The organism is Nocardia heshunensis (assembly GCF_054782115.1).
In genome coordinates, this window is sequence record NZ_BAAGTC010000003.1 from 805,568 (window position 1) to 823,181 (window position 17,614).

Sequence of the window (17,614 nt, forward strand, 5' to 3'; positions counted from 1 at the left end):
CGTCGGTCCTTCCCCAGCTACTCTCGGGGGATGAAGCGTACGTCCTTCGCGCGGTGGCCCTGCTCGGTGGCCCGGACCATGGATCTGCTCGGCGACTGGTGGACGCCACTGGTGTTGCGGGAGGCGTTCTATGGGGTGCGGCGGTTCGACGAGTTCCAGCAGGAGTTGGGGATCGCGCGCAATACGCTCAGCGATCGGCTGCGGCGGCTGGTCGAGGAGGGGCTGCTGGAGAAGCGGCCGTATCACAGCGAACCAGTCTGGTACGAGTACGTGCTCACCGAGAAGGGGCGCGACTTCTGGGATGTGCTGCTGGTGATGTCGCGCTGGGGTGACCGCTGGCTGGCCGATCCGGACGGGCCGCCGGTGGTGCTCGAGCACACCGCCTGCGGGCACGATACCCAGCTGAAGGTGGTGTGCGAGCACTGCGATCAGCCGGTGCCGATCGAGGAGTCGCGGCTGCGCATGGGGCCCGGCTATCCCGAACGGCTGCGTGAACGGCCCGATATCCAGGCCCGCTTCGCCCGCCAGCAGGCCAAGTAGCTCGTCCCGAATCCCGTCGTTGACCTGCATCGTCTATTTATGCAACCATCGTGGCAACAGCAGCTTTCACAGCGAGGTGACGCATGGAGTGGACCGGCGCGAAGTATGCCGATGGACCGACGGCGCAGGCCGAGATCTGGATCGACGCGCCCCCGGAGGCGGTGTGGGCGCTGGTTTCCGATATCGAGTTGATGCCGCAGCTGAGCACGGAACTGCAGTCGGCGCACTGGGTTTCGCCGGATGTCGCGCCCGGTGTGGGGGCCACGTTCGTGGGCAACTCGCGTCACGATGCGCTGGGTGAATGGTCCACAACCTCGCATGTCGTGGAGTGGAATCCGTTGCATGCCTTTGCCTGGGCGGTCAATGACCCCGAGACGCCCACCGCCACTTGGCGCTTCACTCTGGAGGCCGCGAACGGCGGTACCGCGCTGCGACAGTGGGTGCGGATGGGTCCGGGCCGGTCGGGGTTGAGCATTGCCATCGAGGCCATGCCCGACAAGGAGGAGAAGATCGTCTTCGTGCGCATGCGCGAATTCGAGGCGGGCATGCAGAACGTGGTCGCGGAGATCAAGCGCCGCGCCGAGCTCGGGGCGGGTGAGCGCTGATGCGTACCGCCACCACCGTCGAGTTCTCCCGCGATGCCCAGCAGGTCGTCACCTTCGTGCGTGAGGCCGAGACCATGGGCCTGGACATCTGCTGGGTCGCCGAGGCGTGGGGCTCCGACGCCCCCTCGGCGCTCGGCTATCTGGCCGCTCGCACCGAACGAATCCTACTGGGCTCCGGCATCATTCAGGTCGGCACCCGCTCGCCGGTGGCGATCGCGCAGGCCGCCCTGACGCTGGCGGAACTCTCGCAGGGCCGCTTCCTGCTCGGCCTCGGCCCGTCGGGCCCGCAGGTGATGGAGGGCCTACACGGCGTCCCGTTCGCCCGCGCGCTGACCCGCATGCGGGAGACGATCACGGTGATCAAGCAGGCGTGGGCCGGGGAGAAGGTGTCCTTCCAGGGCGATGCGGTGCGAATTCCCCTGGACGGCAACAGCAAACCTATGCGCCTGTCGATGGCCGCCAACACCGACATTCCGATCTATATCGCCAGCATGTCCCCGAAGATGCTGGAGCTCACCGGCCGGGTAGCCGACGGCTGGCTCGGCACCAGCTTCGTTCCCGAGGGCTCGGCCGCCTACTTCGACCACCTCGACGCGGGCCTGGCCGCCGCCGGTCGCATACGCGGCGACATCGACGTCTGCCAGGGCGCGGAGATCGCGATCTTCGACGATGAGGAAGCCGTCTCCCGCCACATCGCGGGCCGGAAACTGGAGCTGGCCTTCAGCATCGGCGGCATGGGCAGCGCGAAGACCAACTTCTACAACGCCGCCTACGCCCGCCAGGGCTGGTCGGAGGTCACCGAGGAGATCCGCGCCCGCTGGCAATCCGGCGACCGTGAAGCCGCGACCGCGCTGGTCACCGACGACATGATCCTGGCGACCACCCTCATCGGCACCCCCGACATGGTGAAGCGTCGCTTGCAGGTCTGGAGCGACGTCGGCGTCGACACCGTCCGCCTCTATCCGGCGGGTGACACCCTCGACGCCAAACTCACCAACCTCGCCCAGGCCCTCGACCTCATCGCCGATCTGGCTCCCGCACCGGCTATTTCGGCTTCGGAAGGTGACTGACCTCGGTCTTCATGATGGTTCTGGCGGCCGGGCAGGCTTTCGTCTTGTCGCCGGATTGCCAGCCGTCGACGGTCAGGCTGAGAACCTCACGAGTGTCGCCGACGGTGCGGTACACGTAGTCGAGGTAACAGGCCCCGTGGGGGGAATCGTCGGACTCATCGGTCAGTACCTGCACACCGTCGCCGAGATCCACCGACGAGGAAGCCCCGCCACCCTTCCCCAACAGTGTGAATTCGGTTCGCACGGTGTCGATGCCATCCCACACGCAGGAGTGGGCGGTGATGGTGGTGGGTTCCTGCGGGAGCGGGCCGACCAGCCGATCGAGCTCGGCGCGGGAGATGAGCGCGCACGGGTCGACCTCGGCCAGTGTCGCCCGATCCGAATGGACGGGAATCCGGTGCCGGGAGGTGACCATCCGGGACAGGATCTCCTGTGCCAGCACGCAACCGGCGACCGGGTGGACCTGGAACTGGATTCCCCACTTCGCGCCCGACCCCGACAGATCCACGCCTCGATAGCAGAGATCGCCGAAGGCGGCGTCCTTGTCGGCGAGGAGGGGGAAACCGTCGGGCGCCGCGCCGGTGGCGGTGACGGACAGCTCGGTGGACTCCCCCACGGTGATCCACAGGGACGCATCGCCCGACTTCACCGAGCAGCCGTACTCATCGCCCTGCGCCCACGTCCAGCTCGACGGGTCGGCGGCGAAGCCGGACCCGTCCGGCACGGTCGCGGGCAGCGACTGCCGCGCCCACGCACACGGATCCGCCGCGCGCAGCTGAGCCAATCCCGGCTCCGGGAGATGCTGCCCGGCAGCGGATTCCGGCTTCACGAGCACGGCGATTCCGGCCGCCACCAGGGTGAGCACGAGCAGCGCCAGCCCGGCGACGAGCCCGAGCCGACGTCCGCGCCGCGCCCGTGACGCGGCGACCGTGCCGGGGCGGGGCGTTCCGGTGGCGAGTCCGGACCGAAGTCCCGAACGGGAAACGACCTGTGTGGCATACGGACTGGCGGCGAGCCCGGAAAGCTGCTGTGCCTGCGCACGGATCGATTCGTGGACGGCCACGGGCCACGGGGCGTCGCCACCGGGCAGGCGGCCCAGGACGTCCAGCAGCTGGCCGGGCGTCGGCCGCTGCCGAGGATCCTTGTGCAGGCAGGCCGCGATCCAGCCGCGCAGCTGCGGCGGCACCCGGGTCAGATCCGGTTCGGAGTGCGCGATATTGAACAGCGTGTAGGCCATCGACGCGGCGGCGAACGGGGCGGATCCGGTCACGGCGGTCACCAGCAGCGAGCCGAGGGAAAACACATCGCTCGCCGGTGTGATCGGTTCGGACAGCGCCTGTTCCGGCGACATGTAGGCCGGTGAGCCCAATGCCGCACCGGTTTCGGTCAGGCCGGTCGTCCCGCTCTGCTTGGCGATGCCGAAGTCGATGACGCGGGGGCCGTCGGCGGCCAGGATCACGTTGGCGGGCTTGAGATCCCGATGCACCAGTCCGGCGGTGTGGATGTCGTGCAGCGCCACCGCCAGCCCGACCGCCAATGCGCGGACAGCCGGGACGGGCAGCGGGGCGTGTTCGGCGATGACGCGGTCGAGCGGGACGCCGACGACGAAGGCCGAGGCCAGCCACGGTTGCGCGGTGTCGACATCGAAGTCGATGACCGGCGCGGTGAACGCTCCCGAGACGCGGGTGCTCGCGGAGATCTCCTGCCGGAACCGAGCCCGATACTCGTATCCGTCGAGCAGATGGGCGTGAATCTGCTTGATCGCCACCAGGCGGCCGTCGGGGCCCGCCCCGAGCAGCACCCGTCCCATCCCGCCCGCGCCCAGCCGGGCCAGGGTGCGGTAGCCGCCGATCATGACCGGATCGTCCGGACCGAGGTGCTGGGTCATGAGGTCGCCAGCCGCGGCAGGATATCGGTGGCCAGCCGCACGGCCCGGTCACACGCGTCCGTGGTGGCGGTCGGGCCGTACACGGCGATCTGGGCCACTTCGGCCCCGCTGCCCGTGGTGATCCGCGCGATCCATCTGAGAGTGCAGAGGTTCGGGTGCGCGGCGTCGGTCGAGCGATACACGGTATACGGACCGACCTGCAGGGGATCGGGTGGACTTCCGGGCGAGGCGTCGGGCCTCACCTCCTCGTCGAGCCGCAGCTCGAAGGAGCGCTCGCCCTCCACATAGCAGGTATCGACATCGCCGGTGGACCGGGCGGGGTCACCGGCGATCGAGCGGCTCAGCGCCGGATCGAGGACGGCGCAGGGATCCACGCGGCGGATCGAGTGCTCGGGCAACCGTTTCAACGGCGCGTATCGGGCGAGCTGCTGCACGACGGCCACCAGCGACTGCTCGGCCACCGCGCAGACATCGTCGCCGGTGCCCTGGACCGACATCTGGAGTCCATCCTGTTCGCTGTTCGGGATGATCACTCCGCTGGCGCAGCCGCCAGCGGAGTGATCGCGCTCCGCCAGGATCGGCGCCCAGGCCACGGTCCGGCCGGTGAGCTCGCTTCCCGCGAACTGCGTCTCGGCATTGATGCCCACCAAGAGGTTGAATGTCCTGTTGCCCTTGTCCTTGTCGACGTAATAGCCGACGCAGCCGGACTCCCCATAGGAATTGGGATCCGCCGACCGGGTACCGAACCGGTCGCCCAGCGCCTTGACCATCAGGGCGCAGCCGTCGAGCTGACGCAACTCCGCGGGAGTGACGGTGACCGTCGGATCGGCGATCGGCACGGCGTGCCCCGACTGTTGGCCCCACGCACCCGCCACGAACGCGGTGACCGCGACGAACAACACGGCCGCGACCCCCACCGCAAGTCGGCGCAGCCGATCGCGCCGCCGGATCCGGATGCGCTCCAACTGATCCCGGTAGTCCGCCTCACGCTCGGCGGAACTGACCCACCAGTCCGAGTCCGCGTGGTGCGCACCGATCGCCATCCGCATCGATTCGGGCCACACCGGTTCGGCGGGGATCGCACCGGCCGCTTCCAACAACTGGCGGGCCGTCGGGCGCTGCGCGGGATCCCTTGCCAGGCAGGCGTTCACCACCTCACGCAACGACGGCGGCACCGCGCCGGTCTCGGGTTGCGAATGCATGACGTGGTAGAGGATCTGCGGCGTCGAAGTGCCGGGGAAGGGCGTCCCCCCGGTCGCCGCCAGCGTCAGGATGGCACCGACGGAGAACAGGTCGGCGGCCGCGGTGACCGGTGCGCCCTCGGCCTGTTCGGGTGCCATGTAGGCCGGAGAACCGACGGCCGTACCGGTCACGGTGAGTTCACCGGCGCCGTCGAGGGCGCGCGCGATGCCGAAATCGATGACACGCGGACCTGCTTCGGTGAGCAGCACATTGCCCGGAGCCAGATCGCGGTGCACCAGTCCGGCGCGGTGGATCTCGAGCAGCGCGGCGGCCAGCCCGGTGGCCAGCAGCTTCAGTCCGCCCAGGTGCATCGGGCCGCTCCCGGCGAGCACCGTCCGCAGATCGGGTGCGGCGAAGTATTCCGTTGCCAGCCAGGGACTCTCGGCCTCGGTGTCGCTGTCGACCACGGCCGCGGTGTACGCGCCGGTGAGCTGCCTTCCCGCGGCGACCTCGCGCCGGAAGCGCTCGCGGAACTCCGGATCCTCGGCCAGATGCGGATGAACGATCTTGACGGCCACCAGTTTTCCGCTCGGTGTCCGACCCAGTAGGACCCGGCCCATGCCGCCGCGGCCGATCACGGCGATCATCCGGTTGCGGCCCAGTCGGCGCGGATCGCGGGGAGTCAGCGGTTTCATGCGGTCCTCACTTCGCGTCGCCCAGCACGGCGTACTGGGCGGCGGCCAGTTGCCGCACTTCGATGTCGGTGTTCGCGTATACCTCCGCGACCAACGCGTCACGCACGACCAGACAGCGGAAGCGGTGTGGTTGCAGGTTCAGCCCGTCGGGCTTGGTGGCCTCGGCACAGGTGGTGTCCCCCGCCCCGGGTACGCCTCGCACGGGACGGTACCGCGACTCACCATCGCGCGCGGCGAGCGCACGGGCCAGATCGGCGGCCGCCGCCGTGTCCCGGGTTCGGAACAGATACTTGTTGTGGGACACCGCGATCGCGGTGACTCCCCGCGCCGTGTACTCGGCGGAGTCGGGGCCGGGCGTCGTCGACAGCACCGCAAACGCGTGCGGCCCATAGACGGCGAATTCCTTGGCGTCGGGAATGTAGTCGCCGGTCTTCACCAGCCGCGGTAGCAGCGCATCCGAATCCAGAGCCAGGGTCGGGAGATCCGTTGCCGACGTGGGAGTGTAGGAATCCAGCGCCGCTTCCTGCCGCTGATAGGTGCGCGCGACCCGATCGGTGAGCGCCCCCAGATCAGGCTGGGGCAGTTCCGCCAGCACCCGGATGACGAGGCTGTTCCACGCCAGCCAACTGCCGAGATTCGCGACGCCGGGCCGCCAGTGGCTGATCGCCGCGGGCACGGAATCGACTGCTACGGGAACATTGTCGGTATTGGCCTGGAAGTCGGCGTGTTCCATGTCTGCCGCGGCAGCCGTCGCCGTGGCCGCGTCCGGGAACGCCAACACCGCCACCGACAGGAACTTCCGGGGCGCGCTGTTGTCGAGATACGGCTTGTTCGAGGCCAGCACCGCGAATCCGCCGAGCACGCTGTAGTGCCTCAACACCTGCTGCTGTGGTGTGGACAGCGTGTCGTTCACGCCTTGGAAATCGGCGACCACACCACCGCCGTGGCCCTGCGACAGCTCGGGATCGATGTCCGCCGGGTAGACGATCCGCTCGCCCAGCCGCAACGACTCCGCGAGGATCCCCCGCGCCCGGCTCGGCACCCGGTCGTAATCACCGTCCACCCGATGCGTGGGGAAGGAGCCGTAATCCGGTGCCGCCCCGGCCGTTTCACCGCACCCGGTGATGCCTGTCGCGAGTATCGCGAAAACAACCGTGGCCACGGCTGTTCGGCAACATCCTGAACGCAGCAAACACTCCCCCGACCCGAAACCCTCCGGCCGGGAGACTACCTCGCCCACCACCCGCGCGCCACCGCGAAACCGCGTGTGCTGCCTCGTGACCGGGCCGGACCTGGACGGTCGGCCTAATCTCGAATGATGGTGGTGCCGATGACGAGTGCGGTGGGGCTGCCGCTGAGCCTGGTGGAGATGGTGACGCGGCGGGTGCGGGCCGAGGTGTTGAGTGGGGAGTTCGCGCCCGGGGAGCGGATCGGGGAGGAGGCGTTGTGCGGGCGGTTGGGGACGAGTCGGGCGCCGGTGCGGGAGGCGTTGCGGTTGTTGGCGCAGGAGGGGCTGATCGAGCATGTGCCGCGGCGGGGGTTTCGGGTGGCGGTGTGGTCGGAGACGGATATCTTGCAGTTGTTCGAGTTGCGGCGGGTGTTGGAGCGACATGCGATCGAGAGCGCGTTTCCGCTACCGGCGCAGGGGGATCCGTTGCACGGGGTGCGGGCGGCGCTCGAGGAGATGCGGGTGGCCGATGCGGCGGGAGATCTGTTCGAGCGTGACAATGCCCATCGACGCTTCCATGCCGCGATCGTGGCGTTGGCGGGCAATCGGCAGCTGGATCTGGCCTACGAGCCGATCCTGTTGAAACTACAGTTGCCGATGGCCCGGAATCTGCGCACCGAGGCCCGGATCGCGCAGCGGCGCAACGGTGTTCGCAGGCATGCCGAGTTGCTGAGTGCGCTGGAATCCGGGGATGCCGCCGTGGCGTGCGAGGCGCTGCTGCGGCACGGCGAACGCGCCTATCTGGACCTCGATATTCGGTGACCGGCCGCCGCTAACACAGCGGATACATTGCGAGACCATCGATTTCACACGTTTTGTCGACAATCGACAGATGCTGAATCCCGGACCCACGGTGGCGGAGATCCTGGCCTCGCACGAGAGCGGTAGCGGCTCGCCCACGCACACCGCCGCCCGGGTGGCCGACGCCATCGCGGCACGCGGCGCGGACGGCACCTGGATCACGCCGGTGCCGCGCGAACAACTGCTGGCGGCGGCCGCCGAGATCGAACGACGGCCCGGAGCGCGCACGCTCCCGTTGTACGGAGTGCCGTTCGGGGTCAAGGATTCCATCGATGTGGCGGGCTGGCCCACCACGCTGGCCTGCCCCGACTACGCCTACACCGCCACCGAGACCGCGCCCGCCGTGCAGCGGCTGCTGGACGCGGGCGCGTTGTTCGTCGGCAAGACCAACCTGGATCAGTTCGCGACCGGGCTCAACGGCACCCGTACGCCCTATCCGATCCCGCGCAGCGTCTACGGCAACGAACTGATCTGTGGCGGTTCGAGTTCCGGGTCGGCGCGGGCGGTGGCACTGGGCGAGGTGCCGTTCTGCGTGGCCACCGACACCGCCGGATCGGGGCGGGTTCCGGCGGCGCTCAACGGCATCGTGGGCTGGAAGCCCTCGCGAGGGCTGATCAGCACGGTGGGCTTGGTGCCCGCGTGCAAGTCGCTGGACTGCCTGACGCTGATGGCAAGCACCGTCGAGGATCTGGACCGGGTCTTCGAGGTGATCGCCGGGGTGGATCCGGAGGATCCGTGGAGCCGGGCGCGCGGGCCGCGCTGGGACGGGACTCGGCTGCGGGTCGGACTGCCGGGCGTGCACGAACTGGAGTTCTTCGGCGACACTGCCTTCCGCGACGCGCATCTGGCGGTGCGGGATCGGCTCGCCCGCCTGGGTTTCGACTGCGCGCCGACCACCCTCGCACCGTTCCTGGCCGCGGGCGAACTGCTCTACCAGGGGCCGTGGGTCGCCGAGCGGCTGGTGGAATTCGAGACCTTCCTGACCGCGCAGCCGGACTCGATCCTGCCGGTGATTCGCGAAATCCTCACCGGCGGCCTCCGATTCACGGCGGTGGACGTGTTCCGGGCACAGCAGCGGTTGCAGGAACTGCGCGCCGCCGTGGCCCGCATGTGGGATGAGCTCGATGTGATCATGGTGCCCACCATCGGCACCACCTTCACCGTCGCCCAAGTACAAGCCGACCCGATCGCCACCAATACCGTGCTCGGCCACTACACCCACTTCGGGAATCTGCTCGACCTCACGGCGATCTCGGTGCCGGTGGGCGTCACCGCGGACGGGCGGCCGCTGGCGGTCATGATCTTCGGCCCGGCCCTGTCCGACGACGCCGTGCTCGCGGCGGCCGCCCGGATTCTCGACGAGCCACGCCATGTGACGGCGCCGGTGCGATTCCGGCAGGCACAGAAGGAACGACAATGACGGCCCTCCACCGGATCCCGGCGCAACCCGCCGACTTCACCTTCGACCCGGGCGCGCTGGCCCTGCTGGTCATCGACATGCAGCGGGACTTCCTGCTGCCCGGCGGCTTCGGCGAGAGCCTGGGCAATGATGTCGCGCTGCTGCGCACCGTCATCGAACCGCTGGCCGGACTCTTGGCTACCGCCCGCGCGGCCGGAGTCCCGATCATCCACACCCGCGAGGGTCATCTGCCCGACCTGTCGGACTGCCCGCCCGCGAAACTGTTGCGCGGCAGCCCCTCCCAGCGCATCGGCGATCCGGGCGCGTTCGGCCGCATCCTGGTGCGCGGCGAGTACGGCCACGACATCATCGACGAACTCGCGCCGCTGGCCGGGGAGGTGGTGATCGACAAGCCGGGCAAGGGCGCGTTCTACGCCACCGAGCTCTCGGAGGTGCTGGCGCAGCACGGAATTCGCGCACTGCTCGTCACCGGCGTCACCACGGAGGTGTGCGTGCACACCACCGTGCGCGAGGCCAATGACCGCGGTTTCGAATGCCTCGTCGTCGCCGACTGTGTCGGTTCGTATTTCCCGGAATTCCAGCGCGTCGGCCTGGCCATGATCGCCGCCCAGGGCGGCATCTTCGGCTGGGTCGCCGATTCGGCCGCCGTGCGCGCCGCACTGGACGCCGCCAGCTCCCCCACCCCGGCCCAGTGAACAGGAAGACCCATGTCCGTCGATACCAAGCTGCCCGGTGAAACCGGCAGTACCGCACCGCTGTCGCTGCCGTGGTGGACCCGCGGCGACACCAACGCCTTCTTCGGCCTGTCGTTCAATATCCTCGTCAATGTCCTGACCCTGACCACGCTGTCGATCGCGGTGGTCAAGATCCCCAGCCACGATGTGCTCGGGACCGTACTGCCCGCGCTCGGGGTGGCGCTCGTGCTGGGCAACCTCTACTACATGACGCTGGCGCGACGGCTGGCCCGGCGCGAAGGGCGGGCGACGGTCACCGCACTGCCGTACGGGCCGAGCGTGCCGCACATGTTCATCGTGGTGTTCGTGGTCATGCTGCCCATCTACCTGAAGACCAACGATCCGATGCGGGCGTGGTCGGCCGGGTTGGCGTGGGCGTTCATGATCGGCGTGATCGTCATGATCGGCGCGTTCGTCGGGCCGTTCATCCGCCGCATCACCCCGCGCGCGGCCATGCTGGGCACCCTCGCGGGCATCTCCATCACCTTCATCGCCATGCGCCCGGCCGCGCAGATGTGGGAGGCGGCCTGGATCGGATTGCCGGTGCTGGCCATCATTCTCATCGGCTTCTTCACCGATGTGCGGCTGCCCGGCAATGTGCCGATCGGCCTGGTGGCGCTGGTGGTCGGCACCGCGATCGGCTGGATCGGCGGCTACATGTCGGTGCCGGACGTCTCCGCCGCCGCGCACGATGTCGCGATCGGGCTGCCGAACCTGCGGTTGCATCTGCTGTGGGACGGGCTCTCGCATCTGGGACCGCTGCTGGCCACCGCGATTCCCTTGGGCGTCTACAACTTCACCGAGGCGATGAGCAATGTGGAGAGCGCCGCGGCGGCCGGGGACAACTACAACCTGCGCAGCGTGCTGCTGGCCGACGGGTTCGGCGCGATCATCGGTTCCGGATTCGGTTCCCCCTTCCCGCCCGCGGTGTACATCGGGCATCCCGGCTGGAAGGACGCGGGCGGGCGCACCGGCTACTCGCTCGCCAGCGGCGCGTTGATCGGATTGATGTGTCTGCTGGGACTTTTCGGCCTGCTGGCCACCCTGCTGCCGATTCCGGCGATCGTGCCGATCCTGCTCTACATCGGCCTGCTGATCGGCGCGCAAGCCTTCCAGGCGGTGCCGCGCCTGCACGCGGTGGCCGTGGTCGCCGCCCTGCTGCCCAACCTCGCCCAGTGGGGCACCGGTCAGATCGACAATGCGCTGGCTGCGGCGGGCACCACCGCCGACAAGGTCGGGATGGGCGCGCTCGGGCAGGCCGGCGTCGTCTACGACGGGCTGCGGACCCTCGGCGACGGCGCGGTGCTGGCCGGGCTGGTGCTGGGCACCATGGTGACCTTCGTGCTCGAGAAACGGTTCCGGGCAGCCGCTCTCGCCTCCCTCGCGGGCGCGGCGCTCGCCTTCGTCGGTCTCATTCACGCCGCCGAGGTCGGCTGGGACGCCGCGCCCAAGGTCGCCCTCGGCTACCTGTTCTTCGGGGTGGTGTGCCTGGGCTGCTCGTTCCTCCGCGGCACCCGCACGATGCCACCGGCCGAACCCGAACCCGCGGAAGCGAGCGTGGACTAGGTCTGGCGGACCGGCGCGTAGGTAGCCGCGTCGAGGGAGAACGTCCAGGCGACACCCGCTTTGGCGGTCCGGGTGCCGGGCGGGACACGTAGCCAGTAGGTGCGGTGCGTGCCGTCCGGCTCCGGCGTGGAGTTGACCACCTCGACCATCATCACGTCCTCGTCGTCGTCGAGCTCGATGCACCACAGGATGCCCGTCTCGTCGCGATCGATCGGCCGGGCGCCGGATTCGGCGAGATAGCGGTCGTAGCCGAAGAATTCGAGCATGACCCGGCGCAGTTCGGCGTTCTCCTCGGTGCGGATGCGCTCGGCGGTGAGGGTGACCAGGTCCGCGAACAGGCTTGCGGGGACCGGCATTCCACGCCAGGCGTGCAGGGCGAAACCGTCCGAGTAGACCAGGGCCGGGCCGTCGGCGGCGTGCAGACGGCCCGCCTCGTCGCGCAGCAGGCGGGTGGGGCGCTCACTGAAGACGATGACGTGCTCGAAGGGCCACCACCAGCCCGCGTTCCGAGCCACACCGGCCAGTCCCGACAGCCGCTCACTGTCGGGGAAGGCCGACAACCATGCGGCATCGTGCTGGCCGAGAACGGCATCCAGCAGCACGCCCTGGACGTCACGCTCGGCGGCGGCACGGGTGCGACGGTCTGCCGGATCGACATACACGGCGGCCTCGACGACTCCAGTGGTGATGCGGTCGGTGAGGATGCGAGTGGTATCCCACAGGCGGGCTCCGCTGGCGTTCCACAGTTCGGACCATCCGGTCGGACCCAGCTGGTCGTGGACGCGCTGCCGTTCGGCGGCCCAGGGACGGGTGCGGATCTCGTCGCGAACACTGTGCCCCGGATTGTGCAGTGCGCGAACGGCGGCCACGGCCGCGAGTGGGGACGCGGCCCACACGTATCGGGTGGGTGCGGCCAGCCCGGCGCTCTTGTAGGCGCGGCGGGCAGCTGCTTCGGCGGCGGCGCGGTTGGCAGGTCCGGTGGCGGCCGCGACGGCGCGCCACTCGTCCAGATGTGACATGGAAGCCTCCTCCTAGTCGGCGACGATGCGGACCGCGCCGGGAAAGTATTCGCGCTGGCGGATGACGCGGAACCAGCCCTTGGGCAACGGGATCGGCGCGTGCTCCTCGTGCACCACCCGACCGCCCTCGGGCAGGAACAGGAACATGTGCGCGCCGGCGTGCACCAACCGGCCGGGCGCGACAATGGCGTGAGCGTGGCCGGTGACCTCACCCAATGCCAGCACCATGCGGCCGCGCGTATCGCGCGGTTCGGCTGGCGCGGCGGTGACCTGCGGCGGAACGTCGGCCTCGGTGATCGGCATGATCAGCACATCGCCCTGACGGAACATGATGTCCTCCCCGGAATCGGCCGGCGCCCCTGCGTCCGGCTCACCATCGAAACTAGCGCCGGGGTACGACAATTCACGCCGCTGCTGCCCCACTCCCGGCAATTGTCGGGCGGGCTTGGTAGAACTGGCTGCAGAGCAGGATCAACCACCGCCACGGCGTACGGAGCCCGTCACATGACCATTTCGGAACACCTGCAGCAATTTCACGGCCTGCCCGTGTTCGACTACCCCGAGGAGCACCCGGGTGTCGAGCTGCCCGCCCCCGCCGCGGTGGCCTGGCGCATCGCGATCGAGCCGTACGAATCCGAAGAGACCTGGCCCCATGCCTTCGCGCGCTTCCGCGACGAAGTCGACACCACGCAGGTGGTGGCGCTGGTCATCGGCATGTGGGGTGAGGCCTACGACCATCCGTCCACCCTGGTGATCGACGAACTGCTCGCCGCCAAGGCACAATTCCCGGCGCTGCGCGCGCTCTTCGTCGGCGAGATCACCTACGAAGAAGCCGAGATCTCCTGGATCCAGCAGGCCGACGTGACCCCGCTGCTGGCCAATTACCCGGAGCTGGAAGAACTTCGGGTGCGCGGCGGCGAACACCTGGCGTTCCCGCCCACCGAACACGCCAAGCTGCGCACCCTGGCCGTGGAGACCGGCGGGCTGGACGCGGCGGTGGTGCGCGACATCGCGGCGAGCACGCTGCCCGCGCTCGAACATCTCGAAATCTGGCTGGGGGTATCCAATTACGGCGGCACCGCCACCGTCGCCGATCTGGCGCCGCTGCTGTCGGGTGAGCGGCTGCCGAAGCTGACTTATCTGGGCTTGCGCAACAGCGAGATCCAGGACGAGATCGCCGCCGCCGTGGCGGCCGCGCCGGTGGTGGCGCGACTGTCCACGCTGGACCTGTCGATGGGCACCCTCGGTGACGAGGGCGCGGCGGCGCTGCTGCACGGGCAACCGCTCACCCACCTGCGCACCCTCGATCTGCACCACCACTTCATTTCCGAGTCCATGCAGGAACGACTGCGCAAAGCCCTCGAACCCGATGGTGTGAGCGTGGATCTGTCGGAGGCGGAAACCGAGGACAGCTCCGAGGATCCGCGCGATCGCCGCTACACCGCCGTGGCCGAATGAGCGGTGCGGGGGTGCGGCTCGCGGTGGTCGGCAATCCGGACAACCGGCGGGTGACACTGTTCCAGGACGCGGTGCGCCGCGCCGGGCTTCCGGCGGCACGGGTAGTGTCGTGGCGTGAAGTGCTGTGCGGGGGTGCGGAGTTCACCGCAGGGGAGTCCGTGCGGCTGGACTCGCCCGGGGAGGACGCCGACGTCGAGCGGATGCTGCGCGGGGTCGAGGATTCGACCCGGGTGGAGGGCAGCGCGCTGTGGTACCAGCGGTTCGTCGCGGCCGCGCACGCGGTGAGCGTGCGAGCACGCGCCGCAGGTGCACGACTACTCGATGATCCGGCGGAGTTGGCGGTGTTGTTCGACAAACGGCGCTGCCATGGCGTGTTGCGGGAAGCCGGTGTGCCCGTGCCGTTCTCGCCGACTTCGGGCGAGCTCTCCCCGATCGGCGGCTGGGCAGAGCTGCGGGAACTGATGTCCGCGCACCGGATGCCGCGCATATTCGTCAAGCTCGCGCACGGTTCCTCGGCGTCGGGGGTGCTGGCGATCGAAACCGCGAACGGCGGGCGGGTCCAGGCCACCACCTCTGTGCACCGGGAAGCCGACGGGCGGCTGTTCAATTCACTGCGGGTCCGCAAATACGGCACCGAATCCGAGGTCGCCGCACTCGTGAACGCGCTGGCCCCCGACGGGCTGCACGTGGAACGCTGGCTGCCCAAGGCATCCCAGGACGGTCGCAGCGCGGATCTGCGCGTAGTGGTGATCGACGGACGCGCCACCCACGCCGTGGTGCGCACCAGCCACTCCCCCATGACCAATCTCCATCTGGGCGGGGCCCGTGGCGATCTCGCGGCGGCACAGGCGGCAATCACCGCCGCGGGCGGCAGCTGGGATGACGCGCTGCGCATCTGCGAGCAGGCCGCCGCCTGCTTCCCCGGGTTCTCGCGGGTGGGCGTGGATCTGCTACCCACAAGCGGCTGGCGGCGATTCGCGGTCGGTGAGGTCAACGCCTTCGGCGATCTGCTACCCCGTCTGACGGGACTACCAGGCACCGGTGCCGAGCACGGGGACACCTACGACGCGCAGGTCGCCGCCATCCTGCGCCACACCGAAAGCGAGCGGCATGCCTGCGCCTGAACCTGGTGCTCAGACCGATCTGAGCATCGAACCCGATATGAACGAGGTGATCGGGCGGGACGATGTTTTGCTGGTCACGCTCGACACCTTGCGGTTCGATGTGGCGGCCGAGTTGGCGGCGGCGGGGCGGCTGCCGAACCTTTCGCGCTTCCTACCGGGCGGTGTGTGGGAGAAACGGCATGCGCCGGGGAGTTTCACCTATGCCTCGCATCAGGCGATTTTTGCGGGATTCCTGCCCACACCGGCGTCGCAGGGACCGCATCCACGGCTGTTCGCGGCTCGGTTCGAGGGCAGCGAGACCACGGCCGGGCGCACCTTCGTGTACGACACACCGGATTTCGTGTCCGCGCTGGCGGGAGTCGGCTATCACACGGTGTGCCTCGGCGGTGTCGGGTTCTTCAACAAGCGTGGCCCGATGGGGTCGGTACTGCCGGGTCTGTTCCAGGAAAGCCATTGGGACAGTGACTTCTCCGTCGCCTCGCCGACCTCCTTCGAGGCGCAGATAGAGCGCGCCGAACAGGTGGTGACAGCGCTGCCGCCCGAGCGCAGGCTGTTTCTGTTCGTGAATGTGTCCGCGCTGCACCAGCCCAACTGGTTCCACCTACCGGGCGCGACACGGGAGGCGGGTGACACCCGCGAAACCCATGCCGCCGCACTGGAATACGTGGACCGCCATATCGGCCGGTTGTTCGCCGCCGCGAGCAGCCGCCGTCGCTGTTTCGCCATCGTGTGCTCCGATCACGGAACCGCCTACGGCGACGGTGGTTTCACCGGGCATCGGCTCGGTCACGAGGCGGTGTGGACGGTGCCCTACGCTCACTTCTTCCTGGAGAGATCGGTATGACCGCGACAGTGCCCCGGCTAGTCTCCGAGCAGACCCGGCTGCGGCCGTATCAGCAGTACGTCTACGGCTACCCGCACAAGACGGCGTACCGGCCGCTCGGCGCGGATCGGCCGCTGCTGCGGGAGTTGTGGGCCGATGAGCCCAAGCACGCGCTGTCGCTGTACGCGCACATCCCGTTCTGTGAATACCGGTGTGGTTTCTGCAATCTCTTCACCCGGGTCGGCGCGCCGGAAGATCTCACCGGGCGCTATCTCGACGCACTGGAACGGCAGGCCGGGGCGGTTCGCGCGGCGCTGGGCGAGGGACCGATGCGGTTCGCGGCGGCCGCGTTCGGCGGCGGCACCCCGACCTTCCTGAGTGCCGCCGAGCTGGAACGGCTGTGCGACATCATGGAAACGCGGATGGGCGCGGACCTGCGAGCGATCCCGCTCTCGGTGGAGACCTCCCCCGCCACCGCGACCCCCGACCGGCTGGCGGTGCTGGCCGAACGCGGCGCGACGCGGGTGAGCATCGGCGTGCAGAGCTTCGTGGACACCGAGGCGCGTGCGGCGGTACGACCGCAGCGGCGCGCCGAAGTCGAGACGGCGCTGGAAGCGATTCGGGCCGCCCGGATTCCGGTGCTGAACATCGACCTGATCTACGGCATCGACGGCCAGACCGAGGCAACGTGGCGCACCTCGCTGGACGCGGCGCTGGCATGGCAGCCCGAAGAGCTGTACCTCTATCCGCTCTACGTGCGCCCCCTGACCGGGCTCGGGCGATCGAGCCCCGAGGGACCGTCGAGCGAGAACGACTCGGGCACAGCGCATCTATCCGACGCCGACGCCGACTGGGACGCGCAGCGACTGCGGCTGTACGCGGCGGGACGCGACCATCTGCTGGCCCACGGCTACGAGCAGCGCTCGATGCGCATGTTCCGCCGCATCCCGGCCGCGGGCGACGATCCTGCCGGCCTCGATCCTGCTGCCCTCGCCACCGGTCCCGACGACTACGCCTGCCAAACCGACGGCATGATCGGCCTGGGCTGCGGTGCCCGCTCCTACACGTCCGGTCTGCACTACTCGTTCGACTACGCCGTGCAGACGCGCGAGGTGCGCGGCATCATCGACGACTACACGCGGACAACCGATTTCACCCGCGCCGAGGTCGGCCGCCGCATCGACGCCGACGAGGCGCGCCGCAGGCACCTACTGCAATCGCTGTTGCAGGCGCAGGGCATGGACGTGGTTGCCTACCGGGAACGCTTCGGCGGCTCCCCCACCGACCACTTCCCCGCCGAGCTGGCCGAGTTCGCCGAATCCGGTTGGCTGGAACTCGATTCCGGCCCGAACCTGCTGCGCCTGACCCCCGAGGGCTTGGCCTGGTCGGACGCCATCGGCCCGCGCCTGTTCTCCCCCGCCGTGCACGCCGCCATGGCCGCCTACGAAGCCCGGTGAGCCG

The 17,614-nt window shown here is 69.2% G+C and carries 16 protein-coding genes; 11 read left to right on the forward strand and 5 right to left on the reverse strand.

The features are described 5' to 3' along the window. Positions 1–30 precede the first annotated feature (30 nt). The 3 genes from ACYVN4_RS10610 to ACYVN4_RS10620 all read left to right on the forward strand — a co-directional run bounded on the left by ACYVN4_RS10610 (position 31) and on the right by ACYVN4_RS10620 (position 2,215). On the forward strand, positions 31–540 hold the full coding sequence (locus ACYVN4_RS10610; protein ID WP_379361996.1) for a winged helix-turn-helix transcriptional regulator: 510 nt from the start codon (positions 31–33) through the stop codon (positions 538–540). Positions 541–623: 83 nt separating this feature from the next. Further along, positions 624–1,145, forward strand: a complete 522-nt coding sequence (locus ACYVN4_RS10615; protein WP_460719759.1) for an SRPBCC family protein — start codon at positions 624–626, stop codon at positions 1,143–1,145. Further along, positions 1,145–2,215, forward strand: a complete 1,071-nt coding sequence (locus ACYVN4_RS10620) for an LLM class flavin-dependent oxidoreductase (RefSeq protein ID WP_460719761.1) — start codon at positions 1,145–1,147, stop codon at positions 2,213–2,215. Before ACYVN4_RS10615 ends, ACYVN4_RS10620 begins: the two co-directional genes overlap by 1 nt. On the opposite strand, the gene ACYVN4_RS10625 is transcribed toward ACYVN4_RS10620, so the two are convergent. From ACYVN4_RS10625 to ACYVN4_RS10635, 3 genes are read right to left on the reverse strand one after another with little or no spacing between them, the layout of a single operon-like run. Then, a complete protein-coding gene (locus tag ACYVN4_RS10625; RefSeq protein WP_460719763.1) occupies positions 2,190–4,103 on the reverse strand; it encodes a serine/threonine-protein kinase in 1,914 nt (637 codons plus the stop codon). The genes ACYVN4_RS10620 and ACYVN4_RS10625 overlap by 26 nt on opposite strands. Further along, entirely contained in the window at positions 4,100–5,980 is a 1,881-nt protein-coding gene (locus ACYVN4_RS10630; RefSeq protein ID WP_460719765.1) for a serine/threonine-protein kinase, read from the reverse strand. The genes ACYVN4_RS10625 and ACYVN4_RS10630 overlap by 4 nt, the downstream gene beginning before the upstream one ends. Before the next feature lie 7 nt (positions 5,981–5,987). Next, a complete protein-coding gene (locus ACYVN4_RS10635; protein WP_460719767.1) occupies positions 5,988–7,142 on the reverse strand; it encodes a DUF7373 family lipoprotein in 1,155 nt (384 codons plus the stop codon). 168 nt (positions 7,143–7,310) lie between these two features. Between ACYVN4_RS10635 and ACYVN4_RS10640 the strand changes: the two genes are divergently transcribed. The 4 genes from ACYVN4_RS10640 to ACYVN4_RS10655 all read left to right on the forward strand — a co-directional run bounded on the left by ACYVN4_RS10640 (position 7,311) and on the right by ACYVN4_RS10655 (position 11,729). Further along, positions 7,311–7,970 carry a GntR family transcriptional regulator gene (locus ACYVN4_RS10640; RefSeq protein ID WP_460719769.1) on the forward strand — a complete coding sequence of 220 codons (660 nt, stop codon included), beginning with the start codon at positions 7,311–7,313 and terminating at the stop codon, positions 7,968–7,970. 70 nt (positions 7,971–8,040) lie between these two features. Then, positions 8,041–9,429 (forward strand): allophanate hydrolase, encoded by a 1,389-nt coding sequence (locus ACYVN4_RS10645; RefSeq protein WP_460719771.1) that lies wholly within the window; start codon positions 8,041–8,043, stop codon positions 9,427–9,429. Next, entirely contained in the window at positions 9,426–10,124 is a 699-nt protein-coding gene (locus ACYVN4_RS10650) for a cysteine hydrolase family protein (RefSeq protein WP_460719773.1), read from the forward strand. Before ACYVN4_RS10645 ends, ACYVN4_RS10650 begins: the two co-directional genes overlap by 4 nt. Positions 10,125–10,136: 12 nt before the next feature. Then, on the forward strand, positions 10,137–11,729 hold the full coding sequence (locus ACYVN4_RS10655) for a SulP family inorganic anion transporter (protein WP_460719775.1): 1,593 nt from the start codon (positions 10,137–10,139) through the stop codon (positions 11,727–11,729). On the opposite strand, the gene ACYVN4_RS10660 is transcribed toward ACYVN4_RS10655, so the two are convergent. After that, positions 11,726–12,748 carry a DUF6745 domain-containing protein gene (locus tag ACYVN4_RS10660; RefSeq protein WP_460719777.1) on the reverse strand — a complete coding sequence of 341 codons (1,023 nt, stop codon included), beginning with the start codon at positions 12,746–12,748 and terminating at the stop codon, positions 11,726–11,728. The genes ACYVN4_RS10655 and ACYVN4_RS10660 overlap by 4 nt on opposite strands. A gap of 12 nt (positions 12,749–12,760) precedes the next feature. Beyond that, positions 12,761–13,078, reverse strand: a complete 318-nt coding sequence (locus ACYVN4_RS10665) for a hypothetical protein (protein WP_460719779.1) — start codon at positions 13,076–13,078, stop codon at positions 12,761–12,763. A 174-nt stretch (positions 13,079–13,252) separates the two neighbouring features. Here ACYVN4_RS10665 and ACYVN4_RS10670 point away from each other — a divergent pair, with 174 nt between their 5' ends. The 4 genes from ACYVN4_RS10670 to ACYVN4_RS10685 are packed head-to-tail and all read left to right on the forward strand — an operon-like array spanning position 13,253 to position 17,610. After that, complete coding sequence (locus ACYVN4_RS10670) at positions 13,253–14,206, forward strand: STM4015 family protein (RefSeq protein WP_460719781.1); 954 nt, start codon at positions 13,253–13,255, stop codon at positions 14,204–14,206. Then, complete coding sequence (locus ACYVN4_RS10675; protein ID WP_460719783.1) at positions 14,203–15,330, forward strand: STM4014 family protein; 1,128 nt, start codon at positions 14,203–14,205, stop codon at positions 15,328–15,330. Before ACYVN4_RS10670 ends, ACYVN4_RS10675 begins: the two co-directional genes overlap by 4 nt. Continuing rightward, positions 15,317–16,174 carry an STM4013/SEN3800 family hydrolase gene (locus tag ACYVN4_RS10680; RefSeq protein WP_460719785.1) on the forward strand — a complete coding sequence of 286 codons (858 nt, stop codon included), beginning with the start codon at positions 15,317–15,319 and terminating at the stop codon, positions 16,172–16,174. The genes ACYVN4_RS10675 and ACYVN4_RS10680 overlap by 14 nt, the downstream gene beginning before the upstream one ends. Then, on the forward strand, positions 16,171–17,610 hold the full coding sequence (locus tag ACYVN4_RS10685; RefSeq protein ID WP_460719787.1) for an STM4012 family radical SAM protein: 1,440 nt from the start codon (positions 16,171–16,173) through the stop codon (positions 17,608–17,610). Before ACYVN4_RS10680 ends, ACYVN4_RS10685 begins: the two co-directional genes overlap by 4 nt. Positions 17,611–17,614 lie beyond the last annotated feature (4 nt).

Coding starts and splice junctions, on each gene's coding strand:
- ACYVN4_RS10610 (WP_379361996.1), top strand. CDS start 31: ATGAAGCGTACGTCCTTCGCGCGGTGGCCCTGCTCGGTGGCCCGGACC.
- ACYVN4_RS10615 (WP_460719759.1), top strand. CDS start 624: ATGGAGTGGACCGGCGCGAAGTATGCCGATGGACCGACGGCGCAGGCC.
- ACYVN4_RS10620 (WP_460719761.1), top strand. CDS start 1,145: ATGCGTACCGCCACCACCGTCGAGTTCTCCCGCGATGCCCAGCAGGTC.
- ACYVN4_RS10625 (WP_460719763.1), bottom strand. CDS start 4,103: ATGACCCAGCACCTCGGTCCGGACGATCCGGTCATGATCGGCGGCTAC.
- ACYVN4_RS10630 (WP_460719765.1), bottom strand. CDS start 5,980: ATGAAACCGCTGACTCCCCGCGATCCGCGCCGACTGGGCCGCAACCGG.
- ACYVN4_RS10640 (WP_460719769.1), top strand. CDS start 7,311: ATGACGAGTGCGGTGGGGCTGCCGCTGAGCCTGGTGGAGATGGTGACG.
- ACYVN4_RS10645 (WP_460719771.1), top strand. CDS start 8,041: ATGCTGAATCCCGGACCCACGGTGGCGGAGATCCTGGCCTCGCACGAG.
- ACYVN4_RS10650 (WP_460719773.1), top strand. CDS start 9,426: ATGACGGCCCTCCACCGGATCCCGGCGCAACCCGCCGACTTCACCTTC.
- ACYVN4_RS10655 (WP_460719775.1), top strand. CDS start 10,137: ATGTCCGTCGATACCAAGCTGCCCGGTGAAACCGGCAGTACCGCACCG.
- ACYVN4_RS10660 (WP_460719777.1), bottom strand. CDS start 12,748: ATGTCACATCTGGACGAGTGGCGCGCCGTCGCGGCCGCCACCGGACCT.
- ACYVN4_RS10665 (WP_460719779.1), bottom strand. CDS start 13,078: ATGTTCCGTCAGGGCGATGTGCTGATCATGCCGATCACCGAGGCCGAC.
- ACYVN4_RS10670 (WP_460719781.1), top strand. CDS start 13,253: ATGACCATTTCGGAACACCTGCAGCAATTTCACGGCCTGCCCGTGTTC.
- ACYVN4_RS10675 (WP_460719783.1), top strand. CDS start 14,203: ATGAGCGGTGCGGGGGTGCGGCTCGCGGTGGTCGGCAATCCGGACAAC.
- ACYVN4_RS10680 (WP_460719785.1), top strand. CDS start 15,317: ATGCCTGCGCCTGAACCTGGTGCTCAGACCGATCTGAGCATCGAACCC.
- ACYVN4_RS10685 (WP_460719787.1), top strand. CDS start 16,171: ATGACCGCGACAGTGCCCCGGCTAGTCTCCGAGCAGACCCGGCTGCGG.